This is a genomic window from Shouchella rhizosphaerae, from assembly GCF_036700015.1.
In the GTDB taxonomy this organism is placed as follows: domain Bacteria; phylum Bacillota; class Bacilli; order Bacillales; family Bacillaceae_D; genus Shouchella; species Shouchella rhizosphaerae.
The window spans coordinates 2568602-2594905 of record NZ_CP144921.1 but is presented as its reverse complement, the minus strand read 5'-3'; the positions used below and the strand labels follow the sequence as shown (position 1 = coordinate 2594905).

Annotated in this window: 21 protein-coding genes; 5 read left to right on the top strand and 16 right to left on the bottom strand. The window is 45.1% G+C overall.

Annotated elements, in window-relative coordinates:
• Positions 1 to 24 precede the first annotated feature (24 nt).
• The 7 genes from essC to V5G21_RS12800 all read right to left on the bottom strand — a co-directional run bounded on the left by essC (position 25) and on the right by V5G21_RS12800 (position 9803).
• On the bottom strand, positions 25 to 4449 hold the full coding sequence (essC, locus tag V5G21_RS12830) for a type VII secretion protein EssC (protein WP_338464811.1): 4425 nt from the start codon (positions 4447 to 4449) through the stop codon (positions 25 to 27).
• 23 nt (positions 4450 to 4472) lie between these two features.
• Positions 4473 to 5783 (bottom strand): type VII secretion protein EssB, encoded by a 1311-nt coding sequence (gene essB / locus V5G21_RS12825; RefSeq protein WP_035205102.1) that lies wholly within the window; start codon positions 5781 to 5783, stop codon positions 4473 to 4475.
• A 26-nt stretch (positions 5784 to 5809) separates the two neighbouring features.
• Entirely contained in the window at positions 5810 to 6049 is a 240-nt protein-coding gene (locus tag V5G21_RS12820; RefSeq protein WP_011245544.1) for an EsaB/YukD family protein, read from the bottom strand.
• A 74-nt stretch (positions 6050 to 6123) separates the two neighbouring features.
• Positions 6124 to 6417 carry a WXG100 family type VII secretion target gene (locus V5G21_RS12815; protein ID WP_095317285.1) on the bottom strand — a complete coding sequence of 98 codons (294 nt, stop codon included), beginning with the start codon at positions 6415 to 6417 and terminating at the stop codon, positions 6124 to 6126.
• Between the two features lie 303 nt (positions 6418 to 6720).
• Positions 6721 to 7605, bottom strand: a complete 885-nt coding sequence (locus V5G21_RS12810; protein ID WP_011245542.1) for a carbohydrate ABC transporter permease — start codon at positions 7603 to 7605, stop codon at positions 6721 to 6723.
• The gene (locus tag V5G21_RS12805; protein WP_011245541.1) at positions 7586 to 8467 is read right to left on the bottom strand and encodes a carbohydrate ABC transporter permease; all 882 of its coding nucleotides are present in this window, start codon (positions 8465 to 8467) and stop codon (positions 7586 to 7588) included. Before V5G21_RS12805 ends, V5G21_RS12810 begins: the two co-directional genes overlap by 20 nt.
• Before the next feature lie 58 nt (positions 8468 to 8525).
• Positions 8526 to 9803 carry a sugar ABC transporter substrate-binding protein gene (locus V5G21_RS12800; RefSeq protein ID WP_338464810.1) on the bottom strand — a complete coding sequence of 426 codons (1278 nt, stop codon included), beginning with the start codon at positions 9801 to 9803 and terminating at the stop codon, positions 8526 to 8528.
• Positions 9804 to 10013: 210 nt separating this feature from the next.
• Between V5G21_RS12800 and V5G21_RS12795 the strand changes: the two genes are divergently transcribed.
• Positions 10014 to 10907: an AraC family transcriptional regulator gene (locus tag V5G21_RS12795; protein WP_011245539.1), complete on the top strand. Its 894-nt coding sequence runs from the start codon at positions 10014 to 10016 to the stop codon at positions 10905 to 10907.
• Positions 10908 to 11007: 100 nt separating this feature from the next.
• Here V5G21_RS12795 and V5G21_RS12790 read toward each other — a convergent pair whose 3' ends face one another.
• Together V5G21_RS12790 and V5G21_RS12785 are read right to left on the bottom strand one after the other, a co-directional pair.
• Positions 11008 to 11820: an ABC transporter ATP-binding protein gene (locus V5G21_RS12790; RefSeq protein ID WP_338464809.1), complete on the bottom strand. Its 813-nt coding sequence runs from the start codon at positions 11818 to 11820 to the stop codon at positions 11008 to 11010.
• Between the two features lie 353 nt (positions 11821 to 12173).
• Entirely contained in the window at positions 12174 to 13046 is an 873-nt protein-coding gene (locus V5G21_RS12785) for a YitT family protein (protein ID WP_338464808.1), read from the bottom strand.
• 224 nt (positions 13047 to 13270) lie between these two features.
• Here V5G21_RS12785 and V5G21_RS12780 point away from each other — a divergent pair, with 224 nt between their 5' ends.
• From V5G21_RS12780 to V5G21_RS12765, 4 genes are all read left to right on the top strand, one after another.
• On the top strand, positions 13271 to 14044 hold the full coding sequence (locus tag V5G21_RS12780) for an acetoin reductase (RefSeq protein ID WP_011245536.1): 774 nt from the start codon (positions 13271 to 13273) through the stop codon (positions 14042 to 14044).
• Between the two features lie 134 nt (positions 14045 to 14178).
• Complete coding sequence (locus tag V5G21_RS12775; RefSeq protein WP_338464807.1) at positions 14179 to 15882, top strand: molecular chaperone HscC; 1704 nt, start codon at positions 14179 to 14181, stop codon at positions 15880 to 15882.
• Complete coding sequence (locus tag V5G21_RS12770) at positions 15879 to 17825, top strand: DUF1266 domain-containing protein (RefSeq protein WP_338464806.1); 1947 nt, start codon at positions 15879 to 15881, stop codon at positions 17823 to 17825. The genes V5G21_RS12775 and V5G21_RS12770 overlap by 4 nt, the downstream gene beginning before the upstream one ends.
• 259 nt (positions 17826 to 18084) lie before the next feature.
• The gene (locus V5G21_RS12765; protein WP_338464805.1) at positions 18085 to 19791 is read left to right on the top strand and encodes an IS1182 family transposase; all 1707 of its coding nucleotides are present in this window, start codon (positions 18085 to 18087) and stop codon (positions 19789 to 19791) included.
• 13 nt (positions 19792 to 19804) lie between these two features.
• Here the strand turns inward: V5G21_RS12765 and V5G21_RS12760 are convergent, their stop codons facing one another.
• The 7 genes from V5G21_RS12760 to V5G21_RS12730 are packed head-to-tail and all read right to left on the bottom strand — an operon-like array spanning position 19805 to position 26285.
• Positions 19805 to 20998: a phosphopentomutase gene (locus V5G21_RS12760; protein WP_338464804.1), complete on the bottom strand. Its 1194-nt coding sequence runs from the start codon at positions 20996 to 20998 to the stop codon at positions 19805 to 19807.
• Positions 20999 to 21002: 4 nt separating this feature from the next.
• Complete coding sequence (locus V5G21_RS12755; protein WP_095326772.1) at positions 21003 to 22163, bottom strand: YhfX family PLP-dependent enzyme; 1161 nt, start codon at positions 22161 to 22163, stop codon at positions 21003 to 21005.
• A gap of 9 nt (positions 22164 to 22172) precedes the next feature.
• Entirely contained in the window at positions 22173 to 23279 is a 1107-nt protein-coding gene (locus V5G21_RS12750) for an aminotransferase class V-fold PLP-dependent enzyme (protein ID WP_011245531.1), read from the bottom strand.
• Positions 23276 to 24196, bottom strand: coding sequence for a phosphotriesterase family protein (locus V5G21_RS12745; RefSeq protein ID WP_011245530.1), 921 nt, complete (start codon positions 24194 to 24196; stop codon positions 23276 to 23278). The genes V5G21_RS12750 and V5G21_RS12745 overlap by 4 nt, the downstream gene beginning before the upstream one ends.
• Before the next feature lie 15 nt (positions 24197 to 24211).
• The gene (locus tag V5G21_RS12740) at positions 24212 to 25507 is read right to left on the bottom strand and encodes a YhfT family protein (RefSeq protein ID WP_011245529.1); all 1296 of its coding nucleotides are present in this window, start codon (positions 25505 to 25507) and stop codon (positions 24212 to 24214) included.
• Between the two features lie 25 nt (positions 25508 to 25532).
• On the bottom strand, positions 25533 to 25886 hold the full coding sequence (locus V5G21_RS12735) for a DUF2620 domain-containing protein (protein ID WP_011245528.1): 354 nt from the start codon (positions 25884 to 25886) through the stop codon (positions 25533 to 25535).
• A 51-nt stretch (positions 25887 to 25937) separates the two neighbouring features.
• Entirely contained in the window at positions 25938 to 26285 is a 348-nt protein-coding gene (locus tag V5G21_RS12730) for a PRD domain-containing protein (protein ID WP_011245527.1), read from the bottom strand.
• Between the last annotated feature and the right edge of the window lie 19 nt (positions 26286 to 26304).

Here is a 26304-nt window from a genome sequence, read left to right as displayed (position 1 = left end):
AAACCACCTCGCTTGTTCTTTCATTTATGGAGCTTCCGGTATTTTGATTTTCGTCTCGATTCCATTGACGACATAGTAGCCAAAACCTGGGGCAATCTCTTCTTCATTTCGCGTGAACGAAAGATTGACAAGGGTTTGGTCTGACTTTTTCATGACGATGATATAGTGGCGCACCAACTTCAATTCTGCAGTAAGAGGATCGAAGCCTTTCGTAAATTCTACGGAATTGCCGCACACAATCATACGAAAGCCTAAGTGGCTCGAATTTTTCATTAGCTTCGCCAACTTATCTTGAATGGCTGCATCAACCGTTTGTTGGAAGCGGATCAGGCTGTCGATTAATAACAGCACTGGGGCAAAAGCTGGAACCGTTTCTCCATTGTTTAACGCGTCCATATAAGCTTGTTCCCGCACAGCCATTTTTTCTTCAACGGCTGACACCCAGTCTTTAATCTGTTCTTTTTGGTCTATATAGGAAATAAGCTTTTGTCCGACAAAAGCAGACAGCTTGCGGTCTGTGCCGTCAAACAGCCCAATTTCGTCAACTTCCTGTTGCAAATAGTAGTTTAATAGGACTTTGGCAACGTTTGTCTTTCCTTTCCGCGGTTGGCCGACAACTAACAAATGAGGCTCTGACTTCGTTTGCAGGAATACGGGCTTGACCGTATCTTCGTCAAGAGCAAAGGGAATGCTGTCGCCTGGATCGCCAACACGCGTTTGGAAAGAAGCCAGCGATAGCTGTGTAGGCAGCATCGCAATTTTTTCCGGGAGCTTGGCGTCTTGATAACGCTGGCCTAAATCGGCAATTGTATTTCTTGTGGCTGCCATCATTTCCTGGTCATCTTCACCGGCTTCTGGCAAATACATTTGCGCAAAATAATGGCTGTCTTTCGCTAAAATGGCGCGGCCAGGTATCGGTTCGATTTCGTACTTGCTGCGGCCGAGCAGCGTGATAACATCGTTTCGGTCGTTCATAAAGTGGACGATCTTTGTTTTCATTGTATTCATGAGTGGCTGACGCAAAGCATTTGCCCGCGTCGCTGTTAGGCTTACGTAAATTCCTAGAGACTGGCCATCACGGGCAAATTGGATAAAGGTTGATTCCAACTGCTCGTATTCTTCCTTGATTAAATCAAAGTTGTCAATGAACATAAACAGAACAGGCAATGGCTCTGTTGCTGTTTGGTTATACATCGTCAAACTATTGACTTCTTGAGCCAGGAACCGTTCGCGGCGATCGTCCATCTCCGCTTTTAGCAAGGCAATGGCCTTTTCGATTTTGCGCTTTTCATCGATTTTAAAATAATCGGCTGTATGAGGAAGTTGCCTAAACGGCAATAACGCGCCATTCCCAAAATCAAAAATGTAAAAGTGAAGGTCTTCTGGGCTAAACGACTTTGCAAACTGGAGCATCAACACCATAAGCGTTGTCGATTTTCCGTAACCGCCAGAGCCAAATACAGCAATATTGCCGTCTTTTAGCCATTCATAATGAACATTGAATTGCCTTTGTTCCTCTGGCTCATCAGCAAGCGCCAACGGAAACATGCCAGCCTCTGTATCTGTTTGCACAGGAGAGAGCCATTCTTCAAGAGGGTCAAGCCATGGGCTTGAAGCTTTTTGAATGCATAGACGTTCAGTTGTCGCTTCAATCTCTTTAACAACAGCTTCAATTTCAGAGATGCTCTTTTGTTTTTTCCCAGTAGCAGCTTGGACGTTGGAAATGGGCACTAAGCCTGCATCAGTGACTAATGCCACATCTTCCTCGCCTTCATGGGTTTCGCGCAAATACGGCGCCCCGCTCCATGCGGATTGGAACAATTCATATAGTTCGTTATTGCCGACTTGCAAATAGGCGCGCCCTGTTACCGTCAAATTGGCGGCATCGGGATTTTTCAGAATTTCTTTAGAATCTAGAGCGTCTTGCACTTTTAATGCGACTCGGAAGCGGGCGTTACTCCAAATTTGGTTGTCGATAATTCCGCCTGGCTTTTGTGTGGCAAGAATGAGGTGGACGCCAAGGCTACGCCCGATCCGCGCTGCACTTACGAGTTCTTTAATAAATTCAGGTTCCTCGTTTTTCAATTCCGCAAATTCATCAGATATGATAAACAGATGTGGCATCGGTTCCAATACCTGCTTCTGTTTATACAACTCCATATAATCATCGATATGGTTAACTAAGTTTTGGTCAAACAGCCGCTGCCGCTTGCGCAGTTCGCTTTTGATCGACGCCAACGCCCGCATACTAAAGTTCTTGCTGTCGTTGATGTTGGTAATGGTGCCGAGCAAATGGGGAATATTTTTAAACGGCTGTGCCATCCCCCCGCCTTTGTAGTCAATGAGAAGAAAAGCAACTTCATGGGGATGGTAATGGACGGCTAACGATAAAATATACGTTTGCAGAAATTCACTTTTTCCCGAACCTGTTGTCCCTGCAAGCAAACCATGGGGCCCATGCGCCTTTTCATGGATGTTCAGCTCAAGCAGTTCATCCTTTGCTTTAAATCCGACGGGCACAGCAAGCGACTCGGCGCTGTTTGTCGTTTGCCACCGTTGTTCAATAGCAAGTTCTTTTGTATGCTGGACGCCAAACATTTCGAGAAAAGACGCCATCTCCGGTATAGAACGGCTCATGCCTCGTTGGTGGTTCAATGATGCCAGCAAGCGGGCATACTTTTCATTTGTTGTTGCATCCTGAGGGTCAAAGGTAAAGCGTTTATGCTCCGCTTTCCGTTCCCGGATGACAATCTCGCCTTCTTTTTGGTTAACAACCTTGACGATCGTATGGACATACTCCGTTAAATTTTCTTGTGCATCGGTGAGAAAAATAACCGACATGCCAAGAACTTTATCCGGGCCTTCCAAATACTCCATGATGGCATGGTCGCTTATCAAACTGCGATTGGCGACTAAAAAGACAAAGTGAGGGATGAAACGCTTTGGCTTGTCTTGGCTTTGTTCCAACTCCCGCTCCCGCACCATTTCATAAATCGATGTCAATAGTTGGTCTCGTGTCCGCTCATTGTAAATAAACCCTTTCGCGTACATGTGCGGTAATTGAAAATGAGGGAGCCATTTCATCCATTCCCAATTTGCATACTGCTCTTCGCTGAAAACAGCAACGAAACGAAGGTCATGGTAGCTTTGAAAAAAGGCAAGTTGCCCAACCATTTGAGCGACTTCCCGTTGTACCGTCTTCAGCTGGCCGACATAGCCAATGGAACCGCTCGCTAAGCTAAGGCTAAGGGGCGCATCATTAATATGAGAATAATGCTCTTTTAACTTTTCGCCTTCTTCTAGCAGCTCGTCACGATCTCGATTCGCTAAATCGCCACCTGGATCGGCAATCTGAAAACTTATCGGGATCGACGATTTCCCAACACGGACATGCATAAAATCATCGTCGCCAACTGTTTTCTCCCAGATACGGCCATTCAAGTTCGCTGCCATATATTTATTTTCCTCAAACGACGGAAAATGGTAATCAAGTACATGCCGTTGTTTGTCAGCCATTTCCTGGAGTTCGACGCGCTTTTCCTTCAAGTAGCGTGTATAAACACGTTGCCGTTTTTCCTCTTTTTGCTTGCGGATTTTCCGCTCGCGAAAATAGTTGACGGTCGAAGTAATCAGCGTTACGGTGAACATGGTGGCCGAAATAATGATAAAAATGCCCCGAGGAATGAGCAATGCGACAATTCCCATGACAATGAGCATCGCTAACGGCGGCAATACGATGAGCCAGAGGGCACGATGATTATCGTCCAACTCCTGGCCTGGAATGGAGAAAGTCACCCGGTCTTTTGGCTCTTCATAAATGATCCGCGGCGTCCGCCTGTACTCAGGGTATTTTTTTTTGCTTTCGGAAGTAGGAACCGCTATGCGTGCGAGTCGCGTTTGCAAAGGATCGCTTGATTCAATTGCCAATAAGTCGCCTTCTTTAATGACAAGCGCTGTATAGCCAAGCAATAGCACATCGCCATTCTTTAATCGTTGCTTGTTTGTAAGGGCTTTGCCATTTACAAACGCATGGCTGTGCTTTTCTGGATAAGCAAACCAATTGCCGCCTTTCTTTATGAGCGTACAAGAGGCAGAAGGCTTCTCACTAGGCAGGACAATGTCGGCTGATTCCTCAGGCCCAATGGAAAGGAACGTTTCTTCACCAATAAAATACATCCGTTCGCTTGCCGCTTCGTTTTTATATACAAATGTGACGGCAGCGTCATTTTCTTTATACTGGAATGATTCACCAGCCGCTAAAATTTGCTCACCTGCTCCTTCTATGTCAAGCACACATTGCTTTTGGTCACTTGCCATTTTCGCGCGGATTTTAGCATGCAGAGGCGGAACGAGCAAATCAACGTCCTCGCTTGCGCCTAACAAACGCTCTGCTTGGCTTAAGTCAAGTTGCTGTACATACGAATCATAAAATACCCACAGTCTATCCATTGTCCCATCTCCTACGTGCGCACTTACTCATCTGCGTTCTCCTCTTCCTCGTTTTGCTCAGGCTCGTCCTCTTGCTCGTTTTCTTCGCCATCTTCCGAACGCTCTTCGCTTTGCTCTGGCTCTTCTTCAGTCGCATTGTCATCAGCAGCGGCGTCCTCTTCTTCCTCCGCTTCCCGTTCTTGTTGCTCTCGCATATAACGGTCAATATCCGCTTGAATATCGTTAAGCAATTCTTCCCGCTCATCTCCTGACAAGCTGAGATCCTGGCGAATCGCATCACGCCACTTTAAATTCGCATACATTTCCAATTCCCCGTCCTGCAACTGGCGAGCAATTTCATTGGCTTCCTCATGTTCACCACGGCCAATCGCAATCCAATATTGGAAATAAAGCTCTTCAGCTTGAAGCGTCAACGTATTTTGCACATTTGCAGTCTGATCCATGTTCAAGTCTTCATTAGCAACATACGATTGAGCCAACTGATACTGGACAACGCGGGGCATTTGGCTCGGGTTATATGGTTCTAATGCCGTAATGACATCGCTTGGCTTGCTGTTAATATAGGCCTCATTGCTGGCAATAAAGGCGTCGTGACGCGGATGAAGGAAAAAAAGCGCATAGACGGTAAAAACAATAGCCGGTATAAGCAGTCCTGTAACAGCAAAAAACAAGCTTTTTTGCAAGCGCCATTTTTGCTTTGGCACCATATGCATTTGGCTAGCGCGTCGCTCTTCTTCTTGGATCCATGTCTCTACACAGCTCAAAAGCGCTTCAATTGTATCAGCCTCTAGCAATTTTTTTGCTCTTGCCGACAATTTCATTGTGTCAGTAAAATTCATATATTCAACAAAGCGGTACTCGCCATCAAGCAACACAAGCAACGTTGTCTTAAGCTCAGTGAACAGCTTCTCTTCGTTCTTTTCATATGGTGGGAGGCTTTCTTTGATGCCATAATGGATAAAGTGAACATCAAGCCCCTCTGTTACTAATAAATTCTCCGGACAGACAATTAAATGCAGCCTGGAACTGTGATGCTCGGCAACCGCGCGAATAAGTGAGTGGCCGATGATTTGTTTTGCGTAATCGCCCTTTTTCCGAAACTTGCTAAAAGGCTGCATTGTCTCTTGCGGATGAATGGTAATGACAAGCTCATCTTCTGCTTCAGCAATTGTACGCTCGAGCAGCGGATCTTGTTGTTTTAACAACTCCGCTTCTAGCGAATTCGACAGCTTTATTTCTGCGGTTTGAAATGTTAATGTATATGTATTCGATTCTGCGTCCCTGTAAAAAGCTGCACCCGTTTGTTCTTCTAAATAAAATCGCTTTTTCTCCATTGCATGTCCGACCCCTTCAACCAATGCTATAAGATTTCCAAGCGGTCTCCATTTGTTACACCACGTTCAGCAAGTATTTGGCTGCCGTAGACATGAGTTTCTTTGTTTTGGACACGGATCCAGCTCCCATCACGCCGTGGAACTTCCAGCTTCTCAATGCCCCAAACGAGATCAATGACTTTTTTTGCTGTATATTGATCAGAGAGGCGCAAATCAAACCGTTTCCCTGAGTATCGGTTCATGTCAACTGTTACAGTGATGTACATCAAATGCCACCCTTTCATAAGGAAGGACGCAATTGTAAGGAATTGCGTCCCAAGATGTTTCTATTCGCCGCCAATTAACCGCGAATGTTGCCCGCGATTTGTTGGTCTGTTTCTTCAAGTGTCCGTCCGCTGCTGCGAAGCTGTTCAGATACTTCACCAAGCAAATCGCCCATGCGGACAAAGGATGGCTTCAATTCATCGTACTGTTGAATGAACGCCTCTGAAGCTTGACCATCCCACATTCCTTGAAGCTGGTCTCTGTAACCATCTAATCTGCTCACGAGATCATGGATCTCACCACTTGAGCGGTTGTAATCATCAGCTTTTTGGTAAAGTTCTTCTGGGGTAACGCGAATAAGTCCAGACATAGTAAATCCCTCCTTAATGGTTTATATTATCATGGTAGCCAGTGGAGATTTTACCAGTCAACCATGATCTTACAAATTTATAGAAAACAGTTATATAGTACTGATATTATCAATTTTCACACACCGAAGTCGAGACCTTCTTCCTAGAACAACTTGGCTAGTTTTTTGCCTCCCTAATACTAATTTCAAAATCATATGATAAAAGATAATAATCATTTTTATTTAGGCATAAACGCACTAAAAAACCCAGCCTATTTGAACTGGGTTTCACAGAAAATCCTCTTTTCCCGCCTAAACGACTGTTTATCCTTTTACACCAGTAAGGGCAATCCCCTCAATAATTTGCCGTTGAGCAAAAAAGTAAACAATCAGCACAGGGACGACGGAAATGGTTGCACCTGCCATCATGAGCGGCCAGTTAGTGACGTAAAGTCCTTTAAATGTTGCTAGCAGCAACGGAACAGTGAACAATGTCGTATCGCTTAAAAACACGAGCGGCTGGATAAAGTTATTCCAAATGCCGATAAACGAAAAAATCGCGAATGCTGCTAGTGCCGGTTTAATGAGTGGCAGCATGATTTTCGCATAAATATACAATGGGTTGGCGCCGTCCATCACGGCCGCCTCTTCCATTTCTTTTGGAATTCCCATCATAAATTGCCTTAACAAAAACACGCCAAACGCATTAAATAGTGCATTCGGAACAATGATTGACAGATGCGTGTTGACCCAGCCGATGTTATCCATAATGATGTAAAGCGGAATGAGCGTTACTTGCATGGGCACCATCATCGTTGCCAAAAAGGCGATGAACAACACCTTGGAACCTGGAAATTTCAATTTGGCGAAAGCGTAGGCTGCCATTGAACAAGTCAAGACTTGGCTGACGACAACAATGGTTGAGATATAAAAGCTGTTAAAATAGGCACGTCCAAAAGGCATCGCTTGCAAGGAATCGGTGAAGTTGCTCCAGACAAACGGATCAGGAATCCAAACAGGCGGAACGGCAAAAATTTGTTCAAACGATTTTAAGCTGCTAAGCGCCATCCAAATAAACGGACCTGCCATAACGATCGAGCCGATGACTAAAGTCACATGTAACAAGATTTGTGAGATGCGGATCCGGCCGCGTTTTTTTTGCTTAACTGGCCCTGGGTTAAGAACTGGATTATCTGCCGCCGTCTTCATAATGCACCCACTTTCTTGATACAGAGAATTGGATTAAGGTAAAAATGAGGATGATCGCAAACAAAATCATTGCTGAGGCTGTACTTGGCCCAAATGCCGTCCGTGTAAACGCCATGTCAAAAATATGGTACACAAGCGTATAACTCGCTTTTCCAGGGCCGCCTTGAGTCATGACATAAGCTTGGTCAAACACTTGGAAGGAGGCAATCACAATCATGATCGCCACGAAAAAAGTCGTTGGCGATAGTAGCGGAAACGTAATATGCCGGAATTTTTGCCACGGTGTCGCCCCATCAATGTCAGCCGCTTCATAATAACTGCGGGAAATTCCTTGCAACCCTGCTAAAAAGATGACCATGTTTGTCCCAAGCCCCCACCAAATGCTAAGGGCAGCAATCGAAGGCAACACAAGCTTTTGATCAGTCAGCCAGTTTGGTCCGTCAATGCCGGCCATGGCGAGGAGCTGATTGATCAAGCCAATATCCCCATTTAAGAGCCACATCCAAATAACCCCGATCGATACAGAACTAGTTACAACAGGCATGAAAAACAGCATTCGATAAAAATCTTTGCCTTTGACTTTATTTAATGCAAGCGCAGCGCCTAGGGCGGCAATAATGCCTCCAGGAATGACGAACAACGAATAAAGCGTCGTATTTCGCATAGCTGTCCTAAAAACAGGGTCTTGAAATTGTTGAATATAATTATCTAAGCCGACAAACGTCCGCTCCCCAAAACCGTCCCAACTCATGAAACTGAGGGCAAATGCGAATATGAGTGGAAGCAATGAAAACACAATCATGCCCAGCAGCTGGGGAGCGATGAACGCATAGCCCCACCATTTTTCCCGTTTTGTATACATCTCCAGCTCCTCCTTAATCGATGCGCAAGAATTCAAGGGGCACAAGGCCCCTTGGCTGTTACTCTTCTAACGCAGCTTTCGCAATTTCCGTCGCTTCTTTAAGAGCGTCTTCAGGCGTCTTGTCGCCAAGTAGCATCAATTCGTATACATCATTTATGTCCCTATGGAGCCCCGGCGATGTATATTCAAGACTGACGACACGCCCTGCTTCGCGGGCATCGAGTAAGTACTGGCCATGCTCTGGTTTATCTTGGTTTAATACCACTTCATCAATTCCAGTAACGGAAGGGACAGCGTTGCCTTCACCATCAAGGCGTGTTTCCTGGCCTTCCTGGGAAGTGTAAAACGAGATGAACTTCATTGCCTCTTCAACGTGCTCACTTTTTGAGTTTGCAGCCATATACGCTGTGGCAATATTCGCTGTTTCTAACGTATTTTCTGTATTCGAAGGCCATGGAATATAATCAAAATCAATGCTTGTTTCCAAAAACATTGGCGTCAGCCAACGTCCGGCCCCTACAAAGCCAACTTGGTTCGACATAAACATCGCGTCCATGCCCTGTCCTTCTGGCAGTGTCCCTGCAAAAATAAAGTTGCCTTCTTCTACCATACGATGGACAAATTCGAACGCTTCCAGCACTTTTGGATCAGCGTCGCCTATGACTTCGTCATCTGTCGCAAATTCGCCACCATTTGTCCAAATCCAGTTTAGCAAGTGTGGGTGTCCACCCTCTTGGACAAATCCGTATTTGCCGTGGTCACGCAATTTTGCAGTGACTTCTTCAAACGCTTCCCAGTTCCAATTGCCTTCTTCGTAATATTCTTGCGGCGACTTTGCGCCAGCTTCTTCAAGCAATGTTTTATTGTAGTACATTAAATACGGATTACAATCAACAGGCAGTCCGTATATCGTTTCGCCTTTCCGTGACGCTCCCCAAATGTCATCGGTAAACTCATCTGCTTTCACGTAAGAATCTTCTGTCTCCAAAAAGTCGGACAGCGGTTCAATCGTTCCGTTCTCAATTAACGTTGAGATATCCTCTGCTCCAACGTAGAAAATATCAGGCGCTTGCCCTCCTTGGAGGCGTGTTGTCAATGTTTGAAAGTAATTGTCATTCGGAATACCAGTGAGCGTGACTTCGATCTCGTCTTGCATGTCATTAAAGGCATCGACTGCACGATTGTACACTTTTAGCTCAGCCGGATTGCCCCATGCCGAAAATGTCAGTTCTACTTTTCCATCAGCGCCTCCCCCGCCTGAAGTATTACCACTACAGCCGATGAGCAAACCAGTCGCAAGTGCAACAGACAGAGATGAGCATATAACCTTTTTCATTGAAAAGCCTCCTTTTTCACTTTAGAGTAAACGTTTACATAAATAATTAAGAACGACCAATTTTCTGACGCGTTCTTCTATACATCTGCGAAAGTTGGTATATAATAAGTATACAATGTTAGCGCTTTCTTTTGGCTAGTAACATTTTTGCGAAAGAGGGTAATATTTTGCGGTATAGACCATAATAAGGATGTATGAGGAGGCTCCCAAATGAATAAACAACAACCATTTACAAGAGGGTCCCATTCTTTTACTTTCCATTTATTCCCTGAGACTGGCTTGCTCAATTTATGGAACGTCGGTTGGGAAGTGCAAACCGACACAAGTTACTACTGGGACGGGAACAAACGCGCTAAAGATAATGACAGCATCATTTTCCAATATACAATTGCTGGTTCAGGCGTGCTGGAAATCGGCAAGGAGCGTTACACCGTTGGCCAACATCAGGCGTTTATTGTATCTGTACCAAGTGACCATCGCTACTACTACCCTGAAAATGCGAAAGAACCGTGGGAATTCATTTACATTTCTTTGCAAGGGGCATCTGTGCAAGACATTTGGCAACGGCTGATCCAAAAGTCAGGGCCGATTGTTTCACTGCCGCCAAATTCGCCGCTTATCCGCTCCCTATATTCGATTTATGCGGACACAAAAGCGGACGGGCTGCGCGATCCTTATTTGGCCGCAACGCAAGGGTACCAATTTTTAATTGAATGTTTTCGGGCCATGGCAGAAGAGCGGCCGCAAAATGAGCCCTATCATTACCAGCGTGCCCTCGCTTATATCGAAGCCCATTATCATGAACAAATTTGCCTAGATAACATTGCAGAAGAAGTAGGCGTTTCCCGTTATACACTGACACGTTTATTTAAAAAGCAATTGCACACAACACCAATATCCTATGTGACAGACTTGCGCATGCGCAAAGCTTGTTCGCTTCTTCTTCATACAAACCGGACAATCAAACAAATTGCTGCAGATGTCGGCTATCCAGACGACAATTATTTCCACAAAGTATTCAGACGTTACACCGGTTCAAGTGCAACCCAATTCCGGCGCAACGGCGATTTATCGCAGTTATATGCAAGAAAAATCGTCAAATAAAAAAACAGAGGCTGCCAAAGATCGTACAATAACGTCTTTGGCAGCCTTTGTAAGTTCTCCTAATGAAACGACTTTCTTCATTAAATATCGCAACGTTTTCTCAGTCTCCGTTGTCCAGCCCATGTGCAAATGCGGTTGTTGCTTTTACCCATGGCCGTCCATTTGCCCACTCGACCGTAAGAGGCAGCCCCAACGCCTCACTTATTAGGCTAGCTGTCAATACTTCTTCTTTCCTGCCCGCAGCAAGGACTCTCCCCTTTTTTAGGAGCAATACATGGCTGATGGACGGAAGAATTTCTTCTGGATAATGAGTCACATACAGCAACGTTGGCGCTTGTTTTCTTGTCAACATCCGTTCTACTTCAGCGAGCAACTGCTCCCGCGCAGACAAATCAAGCCCGCTTGTTGCTTCATCCAGAATCAGCAATTCTGGCTCATTGATTAACGCCCTCGCCATAAAAGCTTTCTTGCGTTCCCCTTGCGAAAGCTGGCTTAGAGGCGAGAAAGCAACATGTTCTAACCCCATTGAGCGTGCTAGCGCTAACGCCCTTTCCCCATCTGCTTTTGTGATCGCTTCGTGAACACCAATCGAGGCATGAACACCACTGACAATCACATCTGCACATGGCATCCCTTCATGCATTTGGTAACGCTGGTCAAGAGAAGCACTGACCCAGCCAACCTTCTTCCGCAACTCATGGATATTGACAGAGCCAAAAACAGACCCTAATACCGATATCCTTCCAGCAGATGCCCATTCATACCCTGTAATCAGCTTTAATAACGAGGTTTTTCCTGATCCATTTGCGCCTAATATCGCCCATTGCTCCCCAGGCCTTACTTGCCATGAAATGTCCTGTAGAATAGGTTTTTTCGCTTTTTGAAACGAGACATTTTCTAAATCGATAACCATGTTTCTCTCCCCACCTCTTGTCCTTTTCCCCTTTGGAACCACTTTGCAAAAATGCCGATTTTGCCGCAACAGCTCACCTTGCAGCAGGCAATTCCACGACTTCCCCTAAGGCCATACCGAAAGTTCGACACGATCATCGTGCTATTGGCCATTAGCACGATTATACAACAAAAAAGACAAATGTTTCAGAACAAGGAAAAACATCTTTCTAGCGGGAGAAGAGAAGGAGACCAGAATAACTCTCGGCCTTTGAGTGAGTCCACATTTAAAACGGGCCTCCTTCGCATCCTTATTTGAATCAGTTTAAGTACGGTCGGTCTGCGAGACCGTGAAAAATCGCCAAGATCCTGTCGCTAATGAATATTACGTTTTCTGAAATTGCCGCCCCTCACTTCTGCAACGTCATATACAGTCACAAACGCATCTTCGTCAATTTCTTGAATAATTTCTTTCATTTTACTTTCTTCCAAGCGGTTAATGACGCAAGTGATTTCCCTAAATTTTTCTTTCGTATAACTGCCATATACTTCATTGTACGTGGCACTTCGGCCTAAGCGGTCACGTATCGTCTCCCCCATTAATTCAGGTTGGGTTGTAATGATTTTAAAGGTTTTAGACCCACTTAAACCAACCTCAACGACGTGAATCACTTTAGAGGCGATAAAATAAGCAATACCGGAAAGAATGGCGCCTTGCAAACCAAATACAGTTGAAACAAAAATAAATACAAACAAATTTAAGAAAAGGATTAGATCGCTTGTCCCAAACGGTAATTTTCGGGAAAGCAGCACAGCCAGCATATCAATCCCATCCAATGCCCCACCATTGCGCAATGCCAGTCCCATCCCAAAACCGAGGACAATACCGCCCACAACGGTAACCAACAACGTATCCCCTTCAATAATCGTGGGAATATGGTGCATAAGACTGGTGCTAACCGCTAATGAAGCGATCCCGATAATCGAATAAATGGCAAAACTTTTGCCTATTTGTTTATAACCTAACCAAATAAAAGGGATATTGATGACCGCAATTAAAACACCTAACGGCAATTCAAATAACTGTGAACCTACGATGCTTAGGCCAGTGACCCCCCCATCAGAAACGTTGTTCGGGATTAAGACCGCTTCTAACCCGTATGCGGCAATAAACCCACCAAGCACGATGGCCATTCCCCGCAAAATCAGTTTAAGTTTTTTCGACTTATGATGTTTTATCGTGCTCATATGTAACCTCTTTCCACTATTTTTTCTCCACTTTCGATAAAATGACGTTTTCTGACCTGGTTTTATAAAAAAGGGATAAACTTAAAGAACCCTTCATTGAAGTTATGGTATTTTTTATATCAAACCAAGCAAAAAAGTTAAAGCAATATGTACTTTTTGTTATAATTTTATTACGGCAAGGAACCAATCCTTAGCTATTTTAATTTAAAAAAGAGGGATAGACTATGGCAAAAGTAGCAATTGTAACTGGTTCTGCAGGCGGCTTAGGTAAAGGGATTGCGGAAAGATTGTGTAAAGATGAATTTAGCGTTGTTCTCCATGATATTAATGAATCACTATTAAATGAAACTGTCTCAGAGTTCGGTAAAAAAGGGTATAACGTGATTGGCGTAAAAGGAGACGTTGCTAAACGAGAGGACCAATTCAATTTGGTAAAAGAAGCTGTAAATACATTTGGTCGTTTAGATGTCTTTGTAAACAACGCTGGTATTGATGCGGTATCTCCATTTTTAGAAATTACGGAAGACCAACTCAACAAATTATTCAGCATTAATGTAAATGGTGTGGTTTTTGGCACTCAAGCAGCGGCAGAACAATTTATAAACCAAAAATCAAAAGGGAAAATCATCAATGCTTGTAGCATAGCTGGACATGAATCTTTTGAAATGCTTGGAACCTATTCTGCAACAAAGCATGCGGTTAAATCTTTCACTCATTCAGCTGCTAAGGAATTAGCCAAACATCAAATTACTGTTAATGCTTATTGTCCCGGCATAGCTAAAACGAAAATGTGGGATCGAATTGATGAAGAAATGGTGAAGTATAGCGACGATCTAAAACCAGGTGAAGCATTTGAACAATACTCCTCACAAATCGCCTTGAAACGATACCAAACACCGGAAGACGTAGCAAACTTAGTTTCTTTCCTTGCATCCGATGAAGCTGATTATATTACAGGCCAAGCAATACTAACCGATGGCGGCCTGGTTTATAGATAAGAACCAACTGAAAGGCCTGCGGAAATGAGCCCCCAGGCCTTTCAGTTTTTCATCCAGCTGTCTTGAAGCGCTCTTCTTATTCCCTTTTTTTTCACTTATAGTAAGATAGCTATGAAAGTTGAGGAGGAGTTTCCATGGTGAGAATCGGAATTGACTTAGGAACAACCAATAGTTTAGTAGCCTACTGGGATCATGATCAGCCTCGCCTTATTCCTAATGTTTTAGGAGAATACCTTACTCCTTCTGTCGTAAGTGTAGATGAAAATGGCGAGGTCTTAATAGGGCAAATTGCAAAGGAACGCCTCTTAACCCACCCGCATTTAACCGCTTCGATCTTTAAGCGGTTCATGGGTACAGATAAAAAGTATACGTTAGGCGCTCACACTTTCACCCCTGAAGAACTTTCATCGTTTATCATCCGAGTATTAAAAGCAGATGCGGAATCCTATTTCCAGGAGAAAATCACAAACGCCGTGATCAGCGTCCCCGCTTATTTCAATGATGCCCAACGAAAAGCAACCAAACGAGCGGCTGAACTTGCCGGGCTAACAGTGGAGCGGCTTATCAGTGAACCGACAGCTGCTGCACTTGCTTACGGACTAAACCAAGAAAAACCGGAAACGAAATTTTTGGTGTTTGATCTAGGCGGTGGAACATTTGACGTATCGATACTTGAATTATTCGAAGGGATTATTGAAGTTAAATCGATTGCCGGTGATAACTATCTTGGTGGCGAGGACTTTACCAATCTATTAATCACGTATTTTATCGATACCCATCAATTAGATAAAAGTGCACTAAATGCAAAAACGATGTCATTTCTCTATACGCAGGCTGAACGATGCAAACTTGCCCTCTGCGAGTCATCCTCTAGTTCGATGAGCGTTACGATTGATGGCAAGACATATGAAACGACGCTTCGCAAGGAGGACTTTGAAAAACTTTCGAATCAACTGCTCTTGCGGCTGCGCTACCCGATTGAACGGGCATTGCGTGACGCTGATTTATTGCCAAGCGACATGGACGCTGTCATCTTAATTGGAGGGGCAACACGCATGCCGCTTATTAAATCAGTCGTCTCCAAAATGTTTGGCCGGATGCCTTATACACATATACACCCTGACCAAACCGTTGCTTTAGGAACCGCTATTCAAGTTGCTTTAAAAGAAAGAGATAAAACGTTGGAAGAAGTGATTTTAACGGATGTATGCCCCTATACCCTTGGAACACACGTTGTGGAAGATTTCGGGAATGGCAAAACAGAAAGTGGCTATTTCTTTCCGATTATTGAACGCAATACGCCAATCCCGGTTAGCCGGGTAGAGCAATTGTATACGGTCCAAGACAATCAAAAAGTGCTTAACGTCGAGGTTTATCAAGGGGAAAGCAGGAAAGTCGCCAATAATATCAAACTGGGAGAACTCTCTATCCAAGTACCTCCAGCTCCCGCCGGGACACAAGCCATTGATGTCCGTTATACATACGATATCAACGGCATTCTTGAGGTTGAAGTGGTCAGTAAAGCGACTGGAGCGAAAAAAAGAGTCGTCATTGAGCAAAATGCTGGAGACCTTTCTAAGGAAGAGATTGAAGCCAGATTAAAAGAACTAGAAAATATTAAAATTCATCCGAGAGATCGGACGGAAAATAGGTTGTTGCTCGCTAAAGGAGAACGGCTATATGAAGAAATGCTTGGAGAGGAACGAGATAAAGTAGCCTTCTTTTTACGGGAATTTGAACGGGTATTGCTGACTCAGAATGAAAAAGAAATCAAAAAAGCAGCAACAATATTCAATGAGCAGTTGGAAACGATTGAAAGGTGGATGTACTCTCGATGACCGCTTGGGAAACGTTAGAAATCGAACCAACGGATAATCTAACAGCTATTAAAAAAGCCTATGCGAAAGGGTTAAAAAAACATCATCCGGAAGAAGATCCTGAAGGCTATCAGCAGCTTAGGGAAGCCTATGATTTTGCCATGAAACAGGCTAAGCAAGGGATTGTACATACAGCGACAAAGACGGCTGAACCTTTACAAGACTGGGCATTGGATGAGAAGGCAGTGATTCCAGAACACCCAGTAGACGAATTTATCAAAAAGGTTCAGAACCTCTATGATGATTTTTTCGCACGTCTTGAGATTGATAACTGGGAAACGTTACTGCAGGCAGACATTATTTGGAACGTGCAACATTCGGAACAGCTTCAAGATGAGTTAATTGATTTTTTACAGGAGCATCCTTATTTACCCTCCTCCGTTTGGCAGCTTCTTGAACAAACATTCCATTGGTCCGAACAAAAGGAACAATTGCAAGAACGCTATGGGGAAGAAACGACATCCTTTTTGATCGAAAATATAGCCCATTATCAACAAGTAGGCTATGATTGTTTCCAAAAAGAAGTCGATATAGATTATGAGCGCTACCTTCAATTACGGGCGGATGCACAAGCTTATTTACGTAATGATCAATTAGAAGCCGCCAAAGCAGCAATTGACCGGGCCTTCCAATTGTTTGCCCGTGACCCTGACTTATGGCATTTAAAGGGGGTCTACTATTTACGAAACAACGATTACCGGGCTGCTTTGCACATGTTCCAGGAAAAGCTGGCATTATCTCCAGCAGACCCAGATGGATTGCTTTATAGCGCTCAGCTGCATTTTCACTTCAAAGACTTTCAAAAAGTCATTGCCGACTGTGACCAACTTCTTGCCTACCACGAGCATCACGTTGAGGGATTATTTTTAAAGATTAAAGGCCATTTAGAATTAAACGATGAAGTAACAGCCCATCAGTGGATTGAGAAGGCAATTGAATTACATCCTGATCGGCCGGAGTTTTTTCCATATCGATCAAGAGTGCTCAATGAAAAAACAAGAAATGAGCAAATTGAACTCCCGGAACCGACATCCAAAAAGAAAAGACGCTTGAATAATATGCTCTTTTATTTATTTATGGTTCTACGGAGAGCATGGATATACGTGTTCGTTTTTCTTATTATGCTTATCCCGCCCATCCCTTTTCACTATACTGCGCTTTTTCTAATCCCGATCCTTTGGGAATTTGGGAGAGTGGCATTGGTATCCCTTAAGCCGGCAGGAATGTTCAAAAAAACAAAGAAAAGACGGCAAGCTCTTTATTTCCGCTGTCTTTCAGCGGCTTGCATCAAAAGTGATTTTCTTAATCATTATTTTACTGTATACGATTTTACCTATGTTAGAGATCGCCTGATCGGGAAAAAGTTTTTGCAAAAAGTGTTAGAAAAATGGGAGGTTTCCAGTGCCGCCGAGTTAAAACAAAGGATTCAATGGTTAATGGACGTTGGGACCCGCCGGGAATTCGATTACTATCTCGATCAGCTGACGCCTTTATCAGAAGAAGCACGGACCCGGTTCGTCCAATCCTTAACGAAGGATGACCCTGACTATCCGAAATTCTTTATAGCGAATCGGGGAATTCATACGTTAACAGAAGCAGGAGTTGCAGCAGTAGACTGGGCTTGGAGCATTTACTTGTGTCGCGTCGGCAGACGACTAGGCTGGTTATCAAAAACAGAAGCAAATGAGATGATGTTAAAGGCTGCCCAACAATCGCAACAGGCCTATTTAAATTGGAATGAATATTTCACAGCCTATCATTTGGGCAGTTATTTCAATGCCGACGATAGTGAACATGATCAATATGCGAAACATGGCCTTTCCATCATATTTACCTTACTTATCCAAGGTAATTCTCCGTTATTAAAGCTCGACTGGAAGAATGAGGAGCTTGTCCATAAATAAAGGAAGAAACATGCAAGCGCCTTGCATTGCTGTATGGGACCGTGCCACTGTCATCATTTACGCGGTCCTATACTTTGGAGAGATCATTAAGTTCGTTATTGACTTTATCAACACAATTAGGAGTTGTCCCAAAAGGTCATAGATAAATGACCTTTTGGGGTGGCTTTTTTGCATTTAGATAAAAAAGCACAAAAAAACCGCCCAATCGTTTAAAATGAAGGTACCACTACCAAAATTCAAACGAAAGCAGGCGATTTTTTTGCGTAACCCAAAGGTCACTTTCCAAGAGTATACCATGAATCAACTCTATCTGCCTATGGATTTTTCCGATCTTATCCCCGAACATCATGTCGCGCGTGTGGTCAGTGACGTGGTGGATGGGTTGGATGACGATTTCTTTGTTCGTGCGTATGAAGGCGGAGGCAGACCCGCCTATCATCCGAAAATGATGACAAAGATTGTCCTATATGCGTATACGCAACGTTGGTTCTCGTGCCGAGCCATGGGACAAGCCCTCAAAGAAAACCTGCCGATGATGTGGCTCGCTGCTGGACAAGCCCCGAACTTTCGGACGATCAATCGCTTTCGCTCAGAACGTTTCCAATCGTTGATGGAAGGCCTGTATACCGAAATGACGCATCTCCTAATCGAGGAAGGCTATGTCGACTTGGAGGCGTATTTTCTCGATGGCACCAAAATCGAAGCGAACGCCAATAAATACTCGTTCGTTTGGAAAAAGAGCACGCTTTCCCACGAAGAAAAGCTTCAAATGAAAATCGAGGAAACGTTAGAGGTCATTCAAGAAGCGATTGCGTTGGATACCGAAACCTTCAAGCAGGAAGATGCCACGTTTGAACGGCAACGGATCAGCCACAAACGTCTTCAAGACGTCGTCACAAAGGTGGAAAAGGAACTGAATGCGATGGACCAAGCAATCGCAGTAGCCCCATCCAAAGAAGAAAAACGCGCCCACCAAGAAGCGAGCAAGCCACTACGAAAGGCCTACCGAAGCTTAACGAAAGACCATCTTCCTCGTTTGGAAAAATACGAAGAACAGATGGGCCTCTTTGGCGAGCGCAACAGCTTTTCTAAAACCGACCCAGATGCCACGTTCATGCGGATGAAAGACGATCACATGAACAATGGGCAACTCAAGGCAGGGTATAACTGGCAAGTGGCGACACAAAACCAATTCATTCTTCACTACACGGTTCACCAAAACCCAACCGATACCCGTTGTTTGATCCCGCATTTTGAGCACTTTAAAGCGACAGGTCTGCCTTTGCCAAACTGGTTCATTGCCGATGCAGGCTACGGAAGTGAAAGCAATTATCTTTACATGGAAGAGCAAGAAACGGTCACATCGCTCATTCCCTACAACACCTATCGCCAAGAACAAAAACGATCATTCCTAAAGCAAGCCTACCATCCGTATAACTGGCGGTATGACGAACACGAGGATGTCTATTGGTGCCCAAACAACCGGAAGGTCGCCTTTAAAGCCTATAGCCGACGTACCGATCGTTATGGATTCAAGCGCGACTTCAAGATGTATGAATGCGAGTCCTGTGAGGGGTGTCCGTTCAAAGCAGACTGTACGAGGGGCAAGGGGCCTCGGCAAATCCATTACAACCCCATCTACGAGGAACTCAAAGCCAAAGAAGCGGCAAAACTACATAGTGAAAGAGGAGCCACACTCTACGCGCAAAGAAAAACGGACGTCGAGAGTGTATTTGGGCATGCCAAACAAAATCTCGGGTTTCGACGATTCCACCTTCGCGGGTTGGAAAAGGTGACGGTGGAGCTTGGTTGGCTGGGGTTGGCCCTCAATCTGAAGAAAATGGCGGGCCTTGCCCGCCATCATTCACCGAAATACCGATCCATCCAAATAAAGGGGAGTCGAGATCAAGTCAGATCTCGACTCCCCTTCTTCATTTTAAAGGCTTTTGGGACAACCTCTCACTAAAATGATTTCCCCTCTACTTCCCCGTTAATTCCGGCAAGAAACTTGTACCAAATTCGGGCGTTTGTACGCCTGTAAAGTCACTTAGTGTCGCCGCAATATCGGCCATCGTGTCTCGAACACCTAAACATACTGGCTGAACTTGTTTTCCATATACCAGTATAGGGGTGTACTCCCTCGTATGTTGGGAGTGGCCGCAAGTCGGGTCATTTCCATGGTCGGCTGTAACGATAAGTAGGTCGTGCTCTGCCAGTGTCGGCAAAAACTCAGCCAAAAAATGATCGACCGTTTCAAGCACTTCTTTATACCATGACGGATCTTCTTTATGACCGGCCAAGTCAGTTTCTTGGACATTCACGAGGAAAACAGCATCTTCTTCCGCTTCATTGTACATTTTTTTGTATATTGAAAGCAATTCAGGCGTATGGACGACAGGGTTTGCAAAGCCTTGCGCCTGAATAACATCCGCTGTTTTGCCAATTCGATAAACTGGCTTTCCTGCTTGTTCGGCCAAATAGGCAAATTGCTTTTCAAATGTCACGCCATAACCTAAATGGAGCACTTGATACCCTTCGCCGTATACACCTGTTTTAGGCGCATTAATGCCCCACTGGCCTGGTTTCCCTTCTTCTGCCGCGGCTACAATGTCTGTCAGCGGCACAGACTCGTTTCCAAATACAATCACACGGCTTGTATCCACATGCTTTCTGACTACAGCAGCCATCTTTGTTGCCGCTTCAAAGGAAATTTGGGTTAAATCAGCAGTCATATTGATGATATTGCCGAGTGCCGACTCTAAATTGTCTCCTACGACGACAGCGCCGTCAACTAGCAAAATCGGCTTGCCTTCGATTAGTTCTTCTACATGGTACCCATTTGCGATTAAACCGTCGGCGATTTGCTGCCCAACTTCTTTCATGAGGCGCTTAGCTGGTTTTCCTGGCTTCGACCCCATTAGTTCTTGGTGGCCCATAAATGTATCCGCTCCGTGATGGGCAAGTTTGCTTTTGCCATAAGCGGCAATGGCTTCGCCTTCATTGTTGACGATTTTTCCTAAGCCCATTTTCATGAGTGTAGGCAAATTTAGTCCGACGGTTTCCTGTAGATGGGCGTATGTGGAGGCGTGGATGTCTTCTGGTTTGGTTTCACGGCAATCTGCCATTGCGCCAACACCAAAGCCATCCAACACGAGCAACGTTGCTTTTCCCATATAGCTACATCCCCCTTTTTTGCTGATGGACGATAACCGGCTTGCCGTTTGCCACACCTCTGACAAAGGCAACGTGGGAACGGGTCACAAACACTTGTGAACGGTAAGCATATACAACCGTATCACCTGTCTGCATTCCCTGTTCACGCTTCAATGCACCATAATAATCAATATTGCCAGGTGAAACGAGATCGACTTCCGCTTTATTGAAAATCGTCTTAGGTGAATCACCGTAAAACGCATAAGCCATATTTGAGCGTGGGTAAAATCCCCCAGCAATCGTATAAGCATGGGTTTGGTCCTGGTGAGAAATTTCAGAGACATACACCATAGCCGGCAGCTCAGCTAAATCCTCGCGGTAGGCATGCAACGGCGTTGTACCAGTAAGGGCATGGCCTGGCTCTGCGTGTGTTGCGCCAAGTTGTTTAAGCATTGGGATTGTATTTACACTCGTGGCGCTTGGCGTATTCACATGCTTCACTTCCACTCCAGCTTGTTGGAGAAGACCGACGGCTTTGACAATCGTTTGCGCATTGCTTGCATAATGGTAGCTATTGTCTCCAGCGGTATACGCTAAAACGGGAAAGCTCGTCACACCGATTAAGCGAATTCCTGTTAATGCCGTTAACTCTTTGATTGCTTCAGGCAATTCTTCCAATAAAAAGCCGCCATATTGGCCTGGAAAAACGCAATCTCCTTTGCTGATAACACGGACAATAACGTCTTGTACTACTCCTGCTTGTACAGCGGCTTCATTTAATTGTTTAGCCCGTTCAAGTGAGAAGAGCGTGACGACTTCCGGTTTCATGTCTGTTAATACAAAAGGCCATTGGTTTTTGCCAGGTTGGACCAAATGCCCTAAGTTGCCGATCGCACAGCCGCCGTCCTTTAGTTGAATTGCTTCATCGATATCGACAGCAACAGCTTTGTGAATGCCGCTTTTCTCAATGTGTTTGCCGACAAAGCCGCTTCTGCCGATCTGCTTCGTCATGTAATACAGCGTCATGCCATATTCTTCCGCTGTCTTCGCAAGAATGGCGGCATTTCGTTCAAGCGCATCGAGATCGATTAAATGGGTATTAGGCGCAAGAGCTCCGCTTTGATGAAGGCAGACGGCTGCTTCCACCAACTTCGGGTTACGCTTAGCGATCATGCTAGTAAACATCTCTTGCATTCATCCTTTCTGTGCTTCTTTCACAGCCAAGTGTAAGATGCGCAGAACAGTGCTTGCACTTGATTTCATCGGGTTAACACGCAGGCCATGCTTTTCTAACTTTGGATCTGCTTCCCTAAAGCTGCCAGATGGACGGTACACCATTGGGGCCAACTCATAACGGGACTCCGCGCCGACTGGATAGGTGGCTGCACCAAGACGGGCCGCGTTGGCAATGACTTGGCTCGCAATCGGTTCAGCAAGCTCAATCATCACGTTTTTAGACTGGGCATTGACCATGTAAACATCTTCGACTCCAGGTAAAGCACCATTTTTAATACGTTGATAAAGTTCTTCGACTTGTTCATTTTGCGTCGCCAACATGACTGGCGCTAGCGTCAAGCTCCGTAACAGCTCATGAGCTTCATGGCCTTGTACTTGGCCCCCTCCTGAATAATTGCGGGCATGGAGGCGTTCAATCGCTGCTGCTTTTCCAACAATAACGCCAATCCCTTCTGGCCCAAGCAATTTAAAACCAGAAAAAGTCGAATAATCCGCGCCATATTCACAGCCGATTTTTGGCATCTTGAAGGCGCAATAGTTGTCATCGACTACGACTGGCAAATCAGGACGTATCGTTTTCGCCGCTTCAATGACTTCGCCAAGCTGATACGTATCATGAGGAGCCTGACGTGCATGTTGGACATAAACGAGCTTTGCTTCTGTAGCAGCCACGGCGCTTTTAAAAGCAGAAAGATCATTGTAGTCAACCGCTTCTTGCTTCAGTCCAAGCTGCCGAAATGTTTCTTTTGTCGTCATGTACATTGGCGCTGTATGAACAAGGCATGTATCGCCTGCTGCCACTAATTCTGCTAAAATGAGCCGAATCGCCCCTGTGCCGCTACCACGGACAAGTGCACAAGCTTCGCTGTCAAATACTTGAGCTAACACACGTTCTGCTTTAGCTGTGGTTTGCGGGCGCCCAAAATCAGGATGCAGCCCGACATCGCCAAGTTGATAAAATTCGTTGTCGGTAAACTCTTTTGTTATTTCATCGACCATTTTAAATTGAAGAGACTGCGCTTCTTCCATTGACCGATTTTTCAACAGTGCCTCGCTGTATTTCATGATGTCCCTTCCCTCTTTGAAAACGCGTTTGCTGGGTTTTCAATCAAAAGTTTTCGTATTTCCTGCTGCGACAGCCCAGACGCTTCCATTCTCGGTTGAAACTCCCGTAGCGTGTAATCAAAGCCTTGCCCGCCGGCAGCAAAAAGGTGGGAATTTCTTGTGATATCAGTGGATAACATAATTTTGTCCCCATAGCCTGCTTCGATAAAGCGCAACAGCGAAGTGAGACGTTCCTGATCAGAACGGTAATTTTCTTTGCCAATCGTATCCATAGCGACGTAACAGCCAGCTGCTAGGACTTCAAGCACCACGTCATCGTTTTCATTTAAATCTTGGTGCCCAATAATTACTTGGTCGAGCGGCAACCCTTCCTTAGCGAACAGCTCGACTTGCTCAAGCGCCATTGTCCCCAATGTGGTATGTGTGGCCAACGGCAAACCGCTCTCCTTCGCTGCAATGATTGCCCCATGAAACAGCTCTGTCTCCACTGGTTTGAATTCATTTAAACTGCTGCCGATTTCCCCAATAACACCGGGCTTGCTTGGAGAACCATCAATGCCTTCCTCAATCTCTTGCAACATAAACGCTGCAAATTGCTCCCGGTTCCATGAAAGGGCCTCCGCCGGAATAAACGGGTCTTTGTAACAGCCTGTACTGGCCACAATATGCATATCGAGCTCTTCAGATAAACGCCGCATAAATTGAATGTTCCGCCCCATGCCGACATTGGTCATTTCAATAAAGGCTTTTCCGCCGGCTTTAATAAAACGGGCTACGTCTTCTTTTACACGGTCATAATCGGTTAATGCGGTGTCATTAGACTTTTTAATATGGCTTAAATCAATATGGACATGCTCATGGCAAGCACATATGCCAAGTTCTTCGGGCTTAATCGGTCCCCTCACCGTTTCAATCATCGTTTTTCCTCTCCTCTATGCTGGTGGCGTGAAAATCCCTAATAAGGCTAAGATGTTGCCAATAATTCCAACAGCTATCGCGCCAACAGGGCCTACTGCCATCCGTACAATTGGGCGGCCTCCGGCTTCGTTTAGTAAATAAAATCCGGCGATGGCAAAGAAGCCAAATCCAGGGACAATCGCATTTGCCGCATTGGCGCCGCCGATGAGCAATGCTACTTCAAGAACACGTGTCATCGCGGTACGGATATTTTCCCCAGAAGCACGCACGCCTGGATAACGGTCAAGAAACTTCGCTAACTTTGATAACAGCAGGACTTCAAGCAAGATCACAATCGCACCAATCGCCGCGGCAATAAACGGGTTTGGCGAAAAGATACCAACAGCAAAAACGAGTGTAAACCCGGCTGGACCATATACGCCTGTAGCAATAGCGGTGCTGGCAATGAGTGGCACAAAGCCAAGTGCTTTCGCTAGTGCGGCAATGCCTCCCTCATTAATCCGGCCATCTGCAAGCAAATTCAGTGTGATCGGATCTCCAGATACAATTAACAAATTTGCAGCTGCAGCAAGCAACGCACCTGATGCCATGAGCACAACTGCAAACTTTTTAATCCGGTTCACCCGGTCGACAAACAATGTCGCCATTTGTTCCATGCTAGTGTCATCCGATTTTTCCTGCATGGCAAACGCCATTAAAAACACCATTCCTACAACGAGGGCAATCCCTTCCGGACTAAGGGTCACCGATGAACCACCAATTTCAATAAGGCCTTTTTCATTGGAAAATACAATCAGCTGCCGGGCAAGCGCTGCCACCAAAAACGTGACAACCCCTTTCTTGACAGAGAACTGCAAAGCAACAGCAATCGCTGGGAAGACCATAAAGGCCACAACAACCGGTTCGCCAACCAAATTGAAGCCATCTACAAAGTTCAGCGGCAAGCGAGCAAACAAATCAACAACGACTTGAAGCCCATAATAGATGCCTGCTCCGTAAAGTCCCCCTAACACACCTGCTGCCATTGTGGAAAATTTGCCTCTTGCGATTGACAGACCAATGATATCCGTTCCTAGCAAAATGCTATGGATCAAAATAATGCTGCCAGCAATAGATATAGGAATGCCGAAACCAATGACAAGCCCAAAGCTCATTGCAAATGCGGTTACTCCTAATTCCTTCCGTGACATGCGCCCTTCCAAGTTCTCTGGTACAATTGGGCGCAACCCATCATTAAAAACGGCGATTCCTAAATTGGCCATCACTGCGCTTAGCGCACCGATTGCAATGAGCAAAATTACATCTACCATGGTATCCCTCCGTTAGCTCTTTATATTAAGCTTTTAACGCATCGAGTAAATATTCGACCGCTTTTTCTTTATGATCGCCGGTGAAGCCAAATGCCTTGCCGCCTTCCTGCACGGCTTGTTCAACTTTTTCTTTCACAGGTGGTTTCCCAGGCATCGAGATCGTGTGGCAGCTTGCCTTGCCAACCAACGAAATCGCCATCGCCAAAGCACCGCCGCCCCCAGTATGGCATGCGCCAAAATAGTAATCTGCTTGGCCTTGTTTGAGCAGCATCGCTGCTTCTAAATCAGACTTGACAACGGTTTCAATATCAGGATTCTTCTCTTTAATTAATTTCTCTATTTCCTTCTTTTCTACTTGGCCGCCAATAACAATTTTCATCGAAAAACACTCCTTTAGTTTTTGGTTTATTTTCTCACTATACTGCTTTCCTTATGAAACAGACGAAAATGTGCTGACAAAATGCATATAGAGAAACTGCTGTTCTTCTTTAGGGAGCGGTTCGCCAACAAGGGATTCAATTTTTTCGACGGCCTCCTTAGCAGCAGGCAAATGTGGGGAAGCAAGGACTTCTTCCATAACGGCATCCCCTGGACCAGTCAACGCTTCGTTCTGTTCAATTCTTGTCAACGCCATTGCCAAATGGGTCACTAACATTGCATAATTCTCATGCAAGTGGTCAGGAACTTGCTCGTCCACTACTTGGGTGGTGACACGGTATGCTTTGTCCGTGATCGTTCCTGCTTCTTTTAAAATCTGCAAACGTGTATACAATTCCATCTTCAACCCTCCTTAATAT